Below are 13,416 nucleotides of genomic sequence, written 5' to 3'. Positions count from 1 at the left end.
GGCCCGACCCTGTGCCTGCCGGCCAGAATCGTCGGCGGTGCGCTGCTTTGCCGTCGCGCGGCCGGTGCTGTCGATGCCGCGTCGTAAGGTGACCCGGTGACGACGAAGACGGGGTCGAGCGGTGGGTGGTTGCTCTACGGGTGTATGGGGCTCGGTGGCAGTTGGGACACCGAGCCCTACGGTGTGCGCGACATCGCGGACGCCGAGGCGGCGATCGAGGCGGCGCTGGACAGTGGGATCAGCACGTTCGACCATGCGGACATCTACCGGCACGGGAAGGCCGAAGCCGTCTTCGGCGAGGTTCTCGACCGTACCCCCGGGCTGCGCGAGCGCATCGTCGTACAGACCAAGTGCGGTATCCGTCTCGCTGACGGAGAGCGGCCCGGTATCTACGACCTCAGTGGGCAGACCATCGCCCGGCGGGTCGAGGAGAGCCTGGCTCGTCTTCGGACCGACGTCGTCGATGTGCTGCTCCTGCACCGGCCGGACCCCTTGGCGGACCCCGACGACATCGCCTCGGCGCTGACGTCGCTGCACCGGCAGGGTCTTGTGCGGCGGTTCGGTGTGTCGAACATGAGCGCCCTGCAGATGGCTCCCCTTCAGGCACGTCTCGATGTCCCGCTGGTCGCCAATCAGCTGGAGATGAGCCTGCAACGGCGTGACTGGCTCGAAGCCGGTGTCCTCGTGAACACGCCGCAAGCAGCCGCCAACGGCTTCCCGTTCGGGACGGTCGAGTTCTGCCAGGCGAACGGGATTTCACTGCAGGCGTGGGGAGCACTTGCGCAGGGTCGCTTCACGGGCCGTCAGGAAACGCCGGAGGAGCACGCGACCGCACAGCTCGTCTCGTCTCTGGCCGACAAGAAGGGCACGACGCCGGAGACGATTCTGCTGTGGTGGTTGCAGCGGCATCCGGCCGCGATCGCGCCGGTGGTCGGCAGCGTGCGTCCGAGACGCATCCGCGCCTGCCGTGACGCCGCGCAGCGGGAACCGGACCTCAGCCGAGAGGAATGGTACGAACTGTGGCTCACCGCCCGCGGCGCGCCTCTTCCCTGATGGCGGTTGATGCCGCGGATTGCAGTTGACGTCGCGCCGTCCGAGCCGGTTTTCTGTGCCGGTGACTGATCTTCGTATCGAGCAGCCGGACAGCGACGCCATGCTCAGGGACTGGCAGCGCGTCCACAACACGATCATCCCCACCCACATCCTGTCCCTCGACGATGTGCGTGAGCGCGTCCGGCGCAACCACCTGGAGCTTGCGTATCTCGGGGATGTGCTCGTGGGCTGCTCGACACTGCGTCCGCCGACCACCGAAGAACCCACGGCCACGGTGATCGCCCGAATCCTCGCCCCCCACCGTGGGCAGGGGTTCGGCGAAGAGCTCTATGCGCGCGGGCTGAAGCGGGCGCGAGAGCTCGGTGCCGAGGTGATCGAGACAGTTGTCCTGGCATCCAACGTGGACGGACTGCGGTTCGCGCAGAAGCACGGGTTCATCGAAGTGGAGCGGTACTTGCTGCCGGGTGACACCATCCCGTGGGTCGATTTGCGGCTGGTCTGAGCCGTGCCCATCTGGGGCATTTCTCTGCTCACGCCCCGACGGAACTCATGTCCCGTACCCGGGCCGCAGGGCGCCGGGCCTGCACGAGCCGGAAGCGGCCGGTGATGAACGAGGGGTCCGCGAGGGCGGTGTGAGCACCCGCCGGTGCGCCCGCCTCGCAGAAGTCGCCGTACACAGCGGACTGGTCCACGTAGACATTCCCGGCGAGGTTCTCCGACAGATGCACTCCGGCGTCGAGGGCTGCCGCCTCGGCGGCCGCCAGGACCAGCGGGTCCGTCGAGTGGACGGAGGCGTACTGGCCGCCGTGGGCGCGGGCCGTGCGGCGGAAGATGTCCAGGCTCTGCGAGGTCGATTCGGTCGCGATCACGAAGGAGACGGGACCGGCCCACTCGCGGGAGTACACGCTCTCGTCGTGTGCCTCCAGCCGGACGATCAGCGGTGTACGGATGTCCGCCGCCGGATGGTCGGGGTGCGTCACCGGCAGGGATGCGTGCACCACCACCCCGCATCCGGCCGCGTGCGCGAGGGAGCTGCGGATGCGGTCGCTGCCGATCGCCCCGAGAATCCCCGCCGCACGCCGCGGTTCCGCCAACAGGCGCTTCACGGCGCGGCTCAGGTCGACGCTGAACCGCCCTATGGGCTTGAGGCCTTCGTTGGTCGCAATTCCCCGGGAGGGGACCAGGATGTTCTGCGGCGCCGTGCAGGTCTGGCCGCTGCACAGCGACAGCGACAGCGCGAGCTCCCGCAGCATGGTGCGGTAGTCGTCGGTGGAGTCCACCAGTACGCTGTTGGCTCCGATCGGTGTGGCGAACACGTCGGCCTGGCGGGCGTTGCGCCGCAGCCAGTCGCCGAAGCGGGCCGAGCCCGTGAAGTCGATGAGCCGGACCGCGGGGTCGGTCGCGAGACGGGACGCCAGTTTCTCGCCGGGCTGTTCCGCGGCGAGGGTCACCACGTTGGGATCGTGCCCCGCCCCCGCCAGAACGTCCCTGGCGACTTGGACGGTGAGCGCGAGCGGCAGGACCGCGCGCGGGTGCGGCTTGACGATCACCGGATTTCCGGTCACCAGGCTGGCGAAGAGGCCCGGGTAGCCGTTCCAGGTGGGGAAGTCGGGGCAGCCGATGAGCAGGGAGACGCCGCGCGGGACGACGGTGCACGTGCCGTCCACATCCACCGGGTCGCCCAGCTTGCCGGGACGCTGCCAGGACAGCTCGGCCGGATTGCGTACGGACTCGGTGAGCGCACGGGCCACGGCTTCGAGTCCCCGGTCCTGCGCCTGCGGACCGCCCGAGCGGTAGGCCGTCGTGTACGCCTGCCCCGTGGTGTGGTGCAGCGCGTGCGCGATCTCATGGCTGCGGTCGTGGAGCCGGCAGAGCACTTCCACGGCCAGCCCGGCCCGGCGCCGCGGTCCCGCCGCACGCCAGCCGGCCGTCGCCTGCACCGCGGCGGCCACCAACTCGCCCGGCTCGGAACGGACATAGCGCACGCCCAGGATGAGGCCGTACGGAGACGACTCGGTCCCGACCCGTTCACGAGGACCGGGCTGCCCCAGGCCGAAGTCCTTTCCGAGCATCGACCGGAACACCGCTCCGCCGCTGTGCGCCGCCCCCCTGCGACGGTCGACACCCCCGGGCCCCTCGGTGAACGGTGCGAAACCCGCACCGCTCGCCGCGGCCTCGACCGCCCGCTCCAGCAGGCTGCTCTCGTCGAAGGAGCCGGTACGCATCAGGTCAGCCTTTCCGGGGATCCGTGTGCTCCGCGGCCGCGCGGGACGACCGCTCGCGCCAGCGCACGTACTCCGTTACCGCCTCGCCCGTGTACGACCACGGCGCCCGGGTGGCACGTCCCTTGAGCAGGTCGAAGACCGTCGCGGCCTCGACGAGCAGTCCTGCCTGAGCGAGAGCATGAGCGAGATGGTTGAGGTCGGCGACGTCCTGTGCCGCCTCGACGGGGGAGCGGACCGCTATCCAGCGCTCCATGGTCTCCATGAGGTCCCAGCGCTCCCCGGCCCAGTAGCCGACCATCGCGTGCGGGTTGACGCCCTCGTTCTGGGTGCGGTGACGGAACTCCTCCGCTCGGGCGACCTGCGGCATGACCAGCAGCGGGGAGCCGGCCGGAGCGTAGACCGCGCAGTCCCGGGCGAAGGCGTAGGCCTGGCCGTGCGAGCCGTGCCAGCGTGCCGTCATGTAGCGCAGAGCCTGGTGGTGGGCCTCGCGGTGGTACGGATCGCGGGCCAGCAGTTCCGGCCACCACCGGTTCATCGCCTGGGCGCCGTTCTCGTACAGCCTGCCGAGCGTGATCAGTGACACCCAGGGATGAGGGTCTTGAGGGAAGGCCTCGGAGGCGTTGAGACACATGTGGGCCGTGCGGTCCAGGATGTCCGGGCCCGGGATGGTGCCCGTGCGGGCGGCCGCGAAGTGCCGCATCACCTCGGTGTCCGCCCGCAGAACGAGGGCATCCGCGCTGTATGGCTGCGCGGTCTGCCAGGCCTCGGCGACCCTCTTGTCCGCCGCGGTGTGGGCGAGCAACCGGATGCGGTGACTGCGGCGGTCCCAGTCCTTGTGGGAGCCGGTGGACAGCAGCTCGTGTGCGCCTTCCCAGCGGCCCATGACCATGTCCTCGCACGCGGCGGACAGGGCCTTGTCTCCGAAGGTCTGGTCGTAATGAGGTGCCGCGGAGCGTCTTCGGGTCCAGGCCATGGCCATGGCAGGCGTCCTTTGATCAGAAGGCGGAACTGGTGTCGGGAGTCAGGGGTCAGAAGTCGGTGAGGATCTCGTCCTGATTCCGGGCCAGATTGACGGCTTGGGTCTCGCCGAAGTCCGCGCCACCGAAGGAGTCGTCCATGACGCGGGCCCGGTCGGCGTCCAGACGCCCCGGCTCGAAGTACGGCCGCTGCCTCATCCACGCCACGAGCATCGGCACGAGCCCCAGGGCAAGCGTGCCGAATCCGATGATCAGCGCGGAGGTGGTCAAGGACTTCACGGACTCGATCATGATCCACATCATGAACAGCGCGCCGGTCAGCGGCCACAGCCCCATGAGGAGGAAGTTGGCCACGGAGGCCCGCAGCAGTTTGCGGTGGACGACGACGGCGCCCAGTCCGGCGAGGCCGTAGTAGAAGGTGACGAGCAGGCAGACTCCGCTCACGGCGTCCGAGAGCATCGACTCGCCCGGCTTGAGACGCACGGCCTCGACGATGGCGAGTGTGCCCGAGGCCACGGCGATGACGACGGTGGCCAGCCACGGCGTGTGCCGCTTGGCGTGGATACGGCCGAGGACGGGGGGAAGCGTTTTGTCCCGGCCCATGGCGAACAGGGTGCGCCCGGCCTGGATGAGCGCGGTCTCCAGCATGGCGACCGTCGACAGCAGCAGCGCGAGCACCAGCAGGGTGCCGCCCACACCCGGCCAGACCTGCTGGCCGAGCTCGTTCAGAATGCCGTCCGGGGTGTGGGACACGGCGTCCGGCGTCATGAGGACATTGACCGCGACGGTGATCAGCGCGAACAGCAGGAACGCCAGGACCACACCGATGACGCCGCCGAAGCCCGAGCCGCGCGAGCCGCGCCGGGTCTCCTCGCCGAGATTGCTGGTCACGTCCCAGCCCCAGAACGCGAAGGTGGCGATCAGCGCGCCGGTCACGAAGGACTCCTGTCCCTCGAAGTGGCTGAAGCCGAACCACGAGAAGGAGAATTCGCTCCCGCCGCCGTCGGAGAGCAGCGCCGAAACCGCGAAGCCGATCAGCAGGACCACCTGCACGGCTGTGATGACGGCCAGCGCGCGGGCTCCGATCCGGACTCCGAACGCCACCACCCCTGCCATCAGGAGGAACCAGCTCGAGCCGACGAGCGCGGCCAGGACCGGGTCACCGACCAGGCTCGGCGCGAAGAGGGACAACGTCGCATTGCCGGCGGGCACCGTGCTGGATGCCATGAAGACGGTGCAGGCGACCACGAGCGACCAGCCGCACAGGAACCCGAGGAAGGGGTGCAGCGACCGGGCGACCCAGCTGTACGCGGCTCCCGCATTGGGGTCCACACGGCCGAGTTGCCGGTAGGCCAGGGCGATGCCGATCACGGGTATCGCGCAGTAGAGCAGGGCGGCGGGGCTCGCCACACCGACGGCGACGATGAGCGCGGGAATCGTTCCGGCGACCGTGTACGCCGGGCCGCATCCCGCGACGGCCATGACCACCATGTCGTAGGTGCTGAGGGCGTCCGCCCGCAGACCGCCTCCGGTGCCGGATCTCATGCTCAACGGACGTGCCTTTCAAGAGAAACCACAACGGCGCAGCCCACGGTGCCCCCAGGGGAGAGCAGTCCCGACAGGGGCTGACGGTGAGGCCAGAGTGTGTCGATTCAACGACGCGGGGCCCACGGACTGCCAGAATCTGCGGCTGACCGGCGTGGACTCGGCAGATCCTGCCGAAGTGAATGTGAATTTGCAAGAGTTCGAGCAGAGGAATATCCACATTCATGCGGCATGGGCGGACCCGGGCCGGCACCGGCACGGGGGGCCGAGATCAGCGGACGGGGAATGCCTCCTCGGTACCCGGCCGCTCGAACTGGGTGCGGTACAGCTCCTCGTAGCGGCCGCCGGCCGCCATGAGTTCGCCGTGGGTTCCGCGCTGGACGACCCGGCCGTCCTCGACGACCAGGATCAGGTCGGCGGCCTGCACGGTCGAGAGCCGGTGGGCGATCACCACGGCGGTCCGGCCCTCCAGCGCCTCGCCCAGGGCTTCCTGCACGGCCGCCTCGGAGGTGGAGTCGAGATGGGCGGTCGCCTCGTCGAGAATGACGACCCGCTGGCGGGCCAGCAGCAGCCGGGCGATGGTCAGCCGTTGCCGCTCGCCGCCGGAGAGCCGGTAGCCGCGCTCGCCGACGACGGTGTCCAGGCCATCGGGCAGCGAGGCCACCAGGTCCGCCAGCCGGGATCGGCGCAGAGCGTCCCAGATGTCGTCCTCGGAGGCGTCGGGCCGGGCGAGGAGCAGGTTGGCCCGGACGGATTCGTGGAAGAGGTGGCCGTCCTGGGTGACCATGCCGATCGTCTCGCGGATCGAGTCGGATGTCAGGTCGCGCACGTCGATGCCGTTCAGCCGTACGAACCCGGCGTCGGCGTCGTACAGCCTCGGCATGAGCTGGGCGATCGTGGACTTGCCCGCGCCCGATGAGCCGACCAGCGCGACCATCCGGCCGGGTTCGGCGCGGAAGGAGATGTCGCGCAGGACCTCCGTGCCGCCGCGGGAGTCGAGGGTGGCGACCTCTTCGAGGGAGGCGAGGGAGACCTTGTCGGCGGAAGGGTAGCCGAAGCGGACCGAGTCGAACTCCACGGACACGGGCCCGTCCGGCACCCGGCGGGCGTCCGGCTTCTCGGCGATCAGCGGCTTGAGGTCGAGGATCTCAAAGACCCGCTCGAAACTGACCAGGGCGCTCATCACCTCGACACGGGCGCCGGCCAGTGCGGTCAGCGGGGCGTAGAGGCGGGCGAGGAGCAGCGCGAGCGCGACGACGGCGCCCGGGTCCAGGCTGCCGCGCAGTGCGTAGTAGCCGCCGAGTCCGTAGACCAGGGCGAGCGCCAGGGCGGACACCAGGGTGAGCGCCGTGATGAAGACCGACTGGGCCATGGCGGTACGGATGCCGATGTCACGCACCCGGCGGGCGCGGGCGGCGAATTCGGCGGATTCGTCGGCGGGGCGTCCGAAGAGTTTGACGAGGGTCGCGCCGGGCGCGGAGAACCGCTCGGTCATCTGGGTGCCCATGGCGGCGTTGTGGTTGGCGGCCTCGCGCTGCAACTTGGCCATACGGGAGCCCATCCGGCGGGCGGGGACGACGAACACCGGTAGCAGGACGAGGGCGAGCAGGGTGATCTGCCACGAGATGCTGAGCATGACGGCAAGCGTCAGCAGCAGGGTGACGAGGTTGGACACAACACCGGACAGGGTGTTGCTGAACGCCCGTTGGGCCCCTATGACGTCGTTGTTGAGCCGGCTGACGAGGGCGCCGGTGCGGGTGCGGGTGAAGAAGGCGACCGGCATCCGCTGGACGTGGTCGAAGACCGCCGTGCGCAGATCGAGGATCAGCCCCTCGCCGAGGTTCGCCGACAGCCAGCGGGTGAGCAGGCCGAGCCCCGCCTCCGCGACGGCGATGACAGCGATCAGCAGCGCAAGCCGGGTGACCGTTCCGGTGTCGTGGCCTTCGACGATCGCGTCGACGACGCGGCCGGCAAGAACGGGTGTGGCCACGGCGAGCAGGGCGGTGACCACGCTGAGCAGCAGAAAGCGGTAGAGCTGCCGACGGTGCGGGCGGGCGAAGGAGGCGATGCGGCGCAGAGTGGCCCGGGAGAAGGGCCTTCGCTCCTGTTGCGCGTTCATCGCACTGTGGAGCGATGTCCACGCGGTGACTTCCATGTCCATGCGGTGCCTCCGGATTCAGGTGGGCCGACGCGGTACCCGTCGGCCGGCGTGGCCCGGGGCGCACCCAGAACGCTATGACCTGAACCAGACTTGAGGTCAATGGATGCGTCCACTCGCTCGTCACAGTGCCGTTGCAGGCTCGTGGCGTCGTCCTGGGCATGGCCAACTTCTGGCGCGCGGAGCGTCCGGAACGCTTCGAGGAGGAGGATCTTTCCTTCGCCGAGGAGCTGGCCGCCCGTGCCGCCGTAGCCATCGACAACGCTCGCCGGTTCACGCGCGAACACGCCATGGCGGTCACCCTCCAGCGCAGCCTGCTGCCTCGCGTCCTGCCCGAGCAGAACGCCCTGGAGGTCGCCTACCGCTATCTGCCCGCGCAGGCCGGGGTGGGGGGCGACTGGTTCGACGTCATCCCGCTGCCCGGAGCCCGGGTCGCCCTGGTCGTCGGTGACGTGGTCGGCCATGGTCTGCACGCCGCGGCCACCATGGGCCGTCTGCGTACCGCGGTCCACAACTTCTCCGCCCTCGACCTGCCACCGGACGAGATCCTTGGACACATCGACGAACTCGTCTCCCGTATCGACCAGGACGAGGACAGCGACGGCGAAGGCATCACCGGAGCCACCTGCCTGTACGCCATCTACGATCCGGTTTCCGGCATGTGCAGCGTAGCCACGGCGGGGCATCTGGCCCCCGCGCTGGTCCACCCCGACGGCACGGTGGACTTCCCCGAGGTGCCCATCAGCCCACCGCTTGGCCTCGGCGCACTGCCCGTCGAGACCGCCGAACTGCAGCTGACCGAGGGCAGCCGGCTCGTTCTCTACACCGACGGACTCATCGAACACCCCGGCCGCGACATCGAAACCGGACTCAGCCTTCTCGGCGCGACCCTGGCCCAGGACGCGAACCGTACGCCGGAGGAGACGTACCAGGCCGTGTTCACCGCCATGGAGCCCCCGCACCGCAGGGACGACATCGCGCTGCTCGTGGCCCGGACCCGCCTGCTGGACTCCGCCAGGGTCGCCGACTGGGACGTCCCCTTCGACCCCGCGGCGGTCGCTCCCCTCCGTGCCGCGTGCGGACGTCAGCTGGAGACATGGGGTCTGGCGGGGATCGGCTTCACGACCGAGCTGATGCTGAGCGAACTGATCACCAACGCGATCCGCTACGGGTCCGAACCGATCCATGTGCGGCTGCTGCACGAGCGCCGTCTGATCTGCGAGGTGTCCGACGGCAGCAGCACCTCTCCGCACCTGCGCCGGGCGGCCACCACGGACGAGGGCGGGCGCGGCCTGTTCCTTGTCTCCCAGTTCGCCGCACGGTGGGGCACCAGATACACGCCCACCGGGAAGGTCATGTGGACCGAACAGTCGCTGGTCGACGGCCGGCGGCCCGAGACGGGGCTGCTTCTGGACGATGTGCCCTGGTGACGCATCGACGACCGCCACGCGTCGCGGCCGCCGCGGGGTTGGGGCAGGCTTGCCGCCGTCGTGACCCGCGCCCACGGCGGGAGCCGCGGGCTACTTCCACTGGAAGACCCTGCCCGTCACCTTTCCGTCCTCGGTCGTGTCGAACTCGAACACGCCTACGGTCCCGGCGAGCGAACTCCCGATCCGCCCCCTAATCCCGGACTACGCCGGAGGCCTCGGGCCGTCAAGCCGAGGCCGACCGGAGCCGTCGGCGGCCGCGTCCCCCACGGACTCATGTCTGGGCGGGCGTTACGAAACCGTCTTGCTGTCGCGTGCAACTACCGGGTCCCCACGACCGTCTACCAGGCGGAACTCGGACTACGTACGGACAAGGAGCCGACTGACGTGGGGGACATACGCCGACGAGGAGTCGTCGCACTCGGGATCACCGCACTGGTGACCCCGCTCACTCTGGCCCTGGGGAGCACGACCGCTCAGGCGGCGTCATGCACGACGCAGACAGGGCCGTACCAGAAGCAGGTCGAGAAGTTCCTCGGTCGCCCGGTCGACGGAAAGCAGTCCGCCGCCGACTGCAAGGCGATCCAGGCCTTCCAGACGAAGCATTCGATCAGTCCGAACGCCGGTTTCGCGGGTCCCGTCACCTGGGGCGTCATGGATCTGATGAACCGGCAGAAGGCCGTCGGGAAGACGCCGAACAAGGCAGGCAAGTGCCCGGTGAACAAGGGGCGCATCGCCTGCGTCGACCTCACGCTCCAGCTCAGTTGGATCCAGGACGGCAGCAAGCTGGTGTACGGACCGGTGCCGGTGCGTACCGGCCGCGACGGTTACGAGACCCGCACCGGCGTGAAGAAGATCTACCTGCGGGACATCGACCACGTGTCGAACCTGTACAACGTGCCGATGCCGTACAGCCAGTTCTTCGACGGGGGCCAGGCCTTCCACTCCGTCGGCATCAGCGTCTGGGCACCGCCCGGCTCGCACGGCTGCGTGAACATGACCAAGAGTGACGCCGCCAAGTACTGGAGCATGCTCCGCAACGGCGACGACGTCTTCGTCTACGGCCGCAAGCCCGGAACCTGAGCCGACTTTCCGGTGGCGGCGACCGTGTGACGGTCACCGCCACCGGTCATCCGATGGTCGAGCCAGACCCTGGGCCGGGGTCGTTCGGCTCTCGGCCGCCACGGCTTCGACGAAACGCACCAGCCCGTGCGGGGTGCTCGCGAGGAACAGATTCGGCTCGATGAGTTCCAGCTCCATGACCACCGGATCCCGCGTCTCGTTCAGCGCCAGATCCACGCGGGTGAACAGCGGGGCCGCCGCTGACGGAACCGCGTCCAGCGCCGCCAGCGCCGTCTGGATCTCGGCCTCGGTCGGCCGGTAGGGGGCGGCACCGGGGTGTGCGTCCCTGAAGTTGTCGATCACCCCTGGCGTGGTCAGCACGGGCCCTTTGCGGATCGCGTGGCTGAAGGTATCGCCGAAGAAGACCAGCGCGCGTTCTCCCTCTTCCACGAGTCGCAGATAGGGCTGGATCATCACGGTGCGGCCCTGGTCGAGCAGTATTCGGGCATGCCGCGCGGCATCCGCGTGCCGACCGGGCTCGTAGCGTGCGGTGTCCCGGGCACCCGCGGAAACCGCGGGCTTGACCACCACTCCGTCCGCCTGGTCGAAGTCCCCCTCGCTGAACCGTCCGCCCGGTTCGATGAATTGCGTCGGCACGACGGAGACATCACGCTCAGCGAGTTCGAGCAGATAGTGCTTGTCGCTGTTCCAGCGCACCACTGGTGCTGGATTCCACAGCCCTGTGACGCGTGCTGTCGCGTCGGCCCATGCCAGGAACTCGTCGAGTCGTTCCGCGTAGTCCCAGGTGGACCGGATGACCGCCAGATCGAATCTGTCCCACGCCACATCGTCGGCATCCCAGGCCACGGCTTGTGCCGCCAGGCCCTGGGTGTGCAGTGCGTCCACGATCAGCGGGAGATCGACGTCATACTTGACGCCTGCGTCGCTCGTCACGACCGCGATCCTGGCAGCGCTCATGCAACTCTCCACTCGATACACCGGCTCCGGGCAGGCACTCTTCCACACGCGGTTCCTGCCCGGTCACCCATTTATGGGCGCACGCTCAAGACCCCGGAGTGCCGGTACTTCGTGGCGCGTGGAAGGCTTCCCCTGTGAGTACGGATCTTGTTCACTGGGAGTCGATCGCCGCCGACGGATTTGCCTTCCCCGACGACGTATCGGCTTCCCGGCTCGGCGACGAGCTGTCGGCCATGCTCGTGTCGCCCGACCCCGAGGTCCGCGACGAGCATGCCTACACAGCCGCCGCACGCTGGATCCGCGAAGGACACCTCGACGACGTCCTGGAAGACCTCGGGAACACTGCCGCGGACCGTTTCACCCACCCTGAGATACAGGCCCGAACCTTCGCTCCGCTCGTTCTCCGGTGCGTACTGACGCGCGGACACGCCGTCCCCGGCACCCTGCCGGAGGCGGCCGCGGAACGCTGGTACGCCGGATTCTCTGCCTGGTACCCCTCCGAGCGCGACACGCGCGGCTGGGACGAATCCCTGGGGTGGCTGCACGCCGTCGCCCACGGCGCCGACGCGGCTTCCGCGTTCGCAGAAGCCCTGCCCGGCCGCCGTACCCAACTGCTGGAGCTGTGTGCCCGGAGGATGACGGCCCCGCACACCGACTACCGCTACGAGCAGTTGGAGGATGCGCGTCTTGCCCGCGCGCTCAGCCTCATCCTGCTCGCCCCTGACCTGTCGGCCGAGCAGGCCACCGGATGGCTGAGCGTGGTGGCCGACGCCCTCGACGGTGGAGGTCCCGGTCCCGTCCCACCGTGGGCCTTCAACACCTTCGCCACGCTTCAGGCCCTTCATCTCCACCTGACCCGGGGCCTTGCCGACGGAGGCGTTCCACCGCACGCTCCGATCGTTGCCGAACGCGTGGCCGCCATCCTCCGCCTGCCGTACAGCTGGCTGGCCTGACATCCGACCTGCGGCGCGACCCGGTGACGCCGTCGTCAATCGCCTCGCCAGACGTTGTCGAAAGCCGCGTCCTCGATGGCTCGCCGTTGCCGTTCGCCTGCCAATTCGCTCACCGCGTCGTGAACGGCGCCGAGCACTCTCGCCACCGCGTCGTCGGACAGGCCCGGGGCGTCAGCGGTCCGCTCGTCGCGGACCCCGACGGCCGCTGCCAGCGCGCCGAGGACGGGCTCACCCGATGTCCAGCGTTCCGCAGCCCGGCGGCGGGTGGGCGAATCGACAAGCTCCGTCCGGCTGTTCCCGGAAGGCAACCAGCGGTGGCGGCGTGGCCGAAAGAGCTGCCCTTCCGCCTCGAGGGCGGCCAGGTAGGCCGCGGACAGCCCGCGCCCTCGGCGCCACAGCCAGTCGTCGACCGACTCGTACGGCGCTTCGACGGCGAGGGAAGAGGCGGCCTCGTCCAACAGGCGATCGGGAAGGGCCGGCCGGAGGCCCGGCACAATGCGATCGTCGTCCAGCCTGATGGCTTCGGCACCCAGGAGATCGATCACCTCGGCCCCTGCGAGCGCAAGCGAGAGGTCGCCTTGCTCCACAGGGTGGCCGGACGCCCTGTCGATGGCAATGATCAACAAGTCCCGTGGTGTGGTCATGAACGGCTCCCCAGGTCAGGGGCATCAGCCACCGGCCTGCCTCTGTTCGTCCATATTTCCGTCTATCCCTCAACGTCGCACAGCAGGACGTGCCTGTCTTCCGGGCGACGCGGAACACCCGCCCTCGGCCGGGCGTTGGGGGAATGAGGGAAGGGGCAGGATGACAGCGTCGGAGAAGAACGTTCAGGATGCCGCGGAGACGGCGCGTCGTGCTCGGTTCGGCAGTCTGCCGGAGCGAACCCGTCTTGAGGACACGATTCAGGAGCTCCCGGCCACAGCACCGGACCCGGCGAAGGACACGTACGACGCCAACGAGTGGCTCATCCGCTACGCTCTGTAGCCGCAACGTGATTCGCACCAGTGGCCGCCCCCCGTTGGCGGTCACTGGTGCGAA

General features: G+C 69.2%; 11 protein-coding genes and 1 pseudogene. 6 read left to right on the top strand and 6 right to left on the bottom strand.

The annotated features are described in order from the left end of the window. Positions 1-96 precede the first annotated feature (96 nt). Positions 97-1,053, top strand: a complete 957-nt coding sequence (locus tag FBY35_RS20705) for an aldo/keto reductase family oxidoreductase (RefSeq protein WP_260848765.1) — start codon at positions 97-99, stop codon at positions 1,051-1,053. Between the two features lie 61 nt (positions 1,054-1,114). Continuing rightward, positions 1,115-1,555 (top strand): GNAT family N-acetyltransferase, encoded by a 441-nt coding sequence (locus FBY35_RS20700; RefSeq protein WP_142215497.1) that lies wholly within the window; start codon positions 1,115-1,117, stop codon positions 1,553-1,555. A gap of 28 nt (positions 1,556-1,583) precedes the next feature. Here FBY35_RS20700 and paaN read toward each other — a convergent pair whose 3' ends face one another. The 4 genes from paaN to FBY35_RS20680 all read right to left on the bottom strand — a co-directional run bounded on the left by paaN (position 1,584) and on the right by FBY35_RS20680 (position 7,961). Then, entirely contained in the window at positions 1,584-3,278 is a 1,695-nt protein-coding gene (gene paaN, locus FBY35_RS20695) for a phenylacetic acid degradation protein PaaN (protein WP_142215496.1), read from the bottom strand. Positions 3,279-3,282: 4 nt separating this feature from the next. Then, the gene (locus tag FBY35_RS20690) at positions 3,283-4,257 is read right to left on the bottom strand and encodes a hypothetical protein (protein WP_260848764.1); all 975 of its coding nucleotides are present in this window, start codon (positions 4,255-4,257) and stop codon (positions 3,283-3,285) included. Positions 4,258-4,306: 49 nt separating this feature from the next. Next, on the bottom strand, positions 4,307-5,800 hold the full coding sequence (locus FBY35_RS20685; RefSeq protein ID WP_142215495.1) for an APC family permease: 1,494 nt from the start codon (positions 5,798-5,800) through the stop codon (positions 4,307-4,309). 271 nt (positions 5,801-6,071) lie between these two features. Beyond that, complete coding sequence (locus tag FBY35_RS20680) at positions 6,072-7,961, bottom strand: ABC transporter ATP-binding protein (protein ID WP_142215494.1); 1,890 nt, start codon at positions 7,959-7,961, stop codon at positions 6,072-6,074. Positions 7,962-8,068: 107 nt separating this feature from the next. On the opposite strand from FBY35_RS20680, the pseudogene FBY35_RS20675 reads away from it, so the two are divergent. Then, positions 8,069-9,388: pseudogene (locus FBY35_RS20675) on the top strand (SpoIIE family protein phosphatase); the annotation flags it as partial. A gap of 384 nt (positions 9,389-9,772) precedes the next feature. Continuing rightward, positions 9,773-10,468: a L,D-transpeptidase gene (locus FBY35_RS20670; RefSeq protein WP_142215493.1), complete on the top strand. Its 696-nt coding sequence runs from the start codon at positions 9,773-9,775 to the stop codon at positions 10,466-10,468. A gap of 33 nt (positions 10,469-10,501) precedes the next feature. On the opposite strand, the gene FBY35_RS20665 is transcribed toward FBY35_RS20670, so the two are convergent. Further along, positions 10,502-11,425, bottom strand: a complete 924-nt coding sequence (locus tag FBY35_RS20665) for a RimK family alpha-L-glutamate ligase (protein WP_142215492.1) — start codon at positions 11,423-11,425, stop codon at positions 10,502-10,504. 134 nt (positions 11,426-11,559) lie between these two features. On the opposite strand from FBY35_RS20665, the gene FBY35_RS20660 reads away from it, so the two are divergent. Further along, a complete protein-coding gene (locus tag FBY35_RS20660; protein ID WP_142215491.1) occupies positions 11,560-12,378 on the top strand; it encodes a DUF2785 domain-containing protein in 819 nt (272 codons plus the stop codon). Between the two features lie 35 nt (positions 12,379-12,413). Here the strand turns inward: FBY35_RS20660 and FBY35_RS20655 are convergent, their stop codons facing one another. Further along, on the bottom strand, positions 12,414-13,022 hold the full coding sequence (locus FBY35_RS20655; protein WP_142215490.1) for a GPP34 family phosphoprotein: 609 nt from the start codon (positions 13,020-13,022) through the stop codon (positions 12,414-12,416). Between the two features lie 160 nt (positions 13,023-13,182). On the opposite strand from FBY35_RS20655, the gene FBY35_RS20650 reads away from it, so the two are divergent. Next, positions 13,183-13,362 carry a hypothetical protein gene (locus tag FBY35_RS20650; RefSeq protein ID WP_142215489.1) on the top strand — a complete coding sequence of 60 codons (180 nt, stop codon included), beginning with the start codon at positions 13,183-13,185 and terminating at the stop codon, positions 13,360-13,362. The last annotated feature ends 54 nt before the right edge of the window (positions 13,363-13,416 follow it).

This window comes from Streptomyces sp. SLBN-118 (genome assembly GCF_006715635.1).
GTDB lineage: Bacteria > Actinomycetota > Actinomycetes > Streptomycetales > Streptomycetaceae > Streptomyces.
The sequence above is the reverse complement of the archived record's forward strand: the minus strand, read 5'-3'. Positions and strand labels throughout refer to the sequence as shown.

Bases quoted from the DNA above. Each gene is read 5' to 3' on its own strand.
- FBY35_RS20685 (WP_142215495.1), bottom strand. From the start codon at position 5,800: ATGAGATCCGGCACCGGAGGCGGTCTGCGGGCGGACGCCCTCAGCACC.
- FBY35_RS20650 (WP_142215489.1), top strand. From the start codon at position 13,183: ATGACAGCGTCGGAGAAGAACGTTCAGGATGCCGCGGAGACGGCGCGT.
- FBY35_RS20665 (WP_142215492.1), bottom strand. From the start codon at position 11,425: ATGAGCGCTGCCAGGATCGCGGTCGTGACGAGCGACGCAGGCGTCAAG.
- paaN (WP_142215496.1), bottom strand. From the start codon at position 3,278: ATGCGTACCGGCTCCTTCGACGAGAGCAGCCTGCTGGAGCGGGCGGTC.
- FBY35_RS20680 (WP_142215494.1), bottom strand. From the start codon at position 7,961: ATGGACATGGAAGTCACCGCGTGGACATCGCTCCACAGTGCGATGAAC.
- FBY35_RS20690 (WP_260848764.1), bottom strand. From the start codon at position 4,257: ATGGCCATGGCCTGGACCCGAAGACGCTCCGCGGCACCTCATTACGAC.
- FBY35_RS20655 (WP_142215490.1), bottom strand. From the start codon at position 13,022: ATGACCACACCACGGGACTTGTTGATCATTGCCATCGACAGGGCGTCC.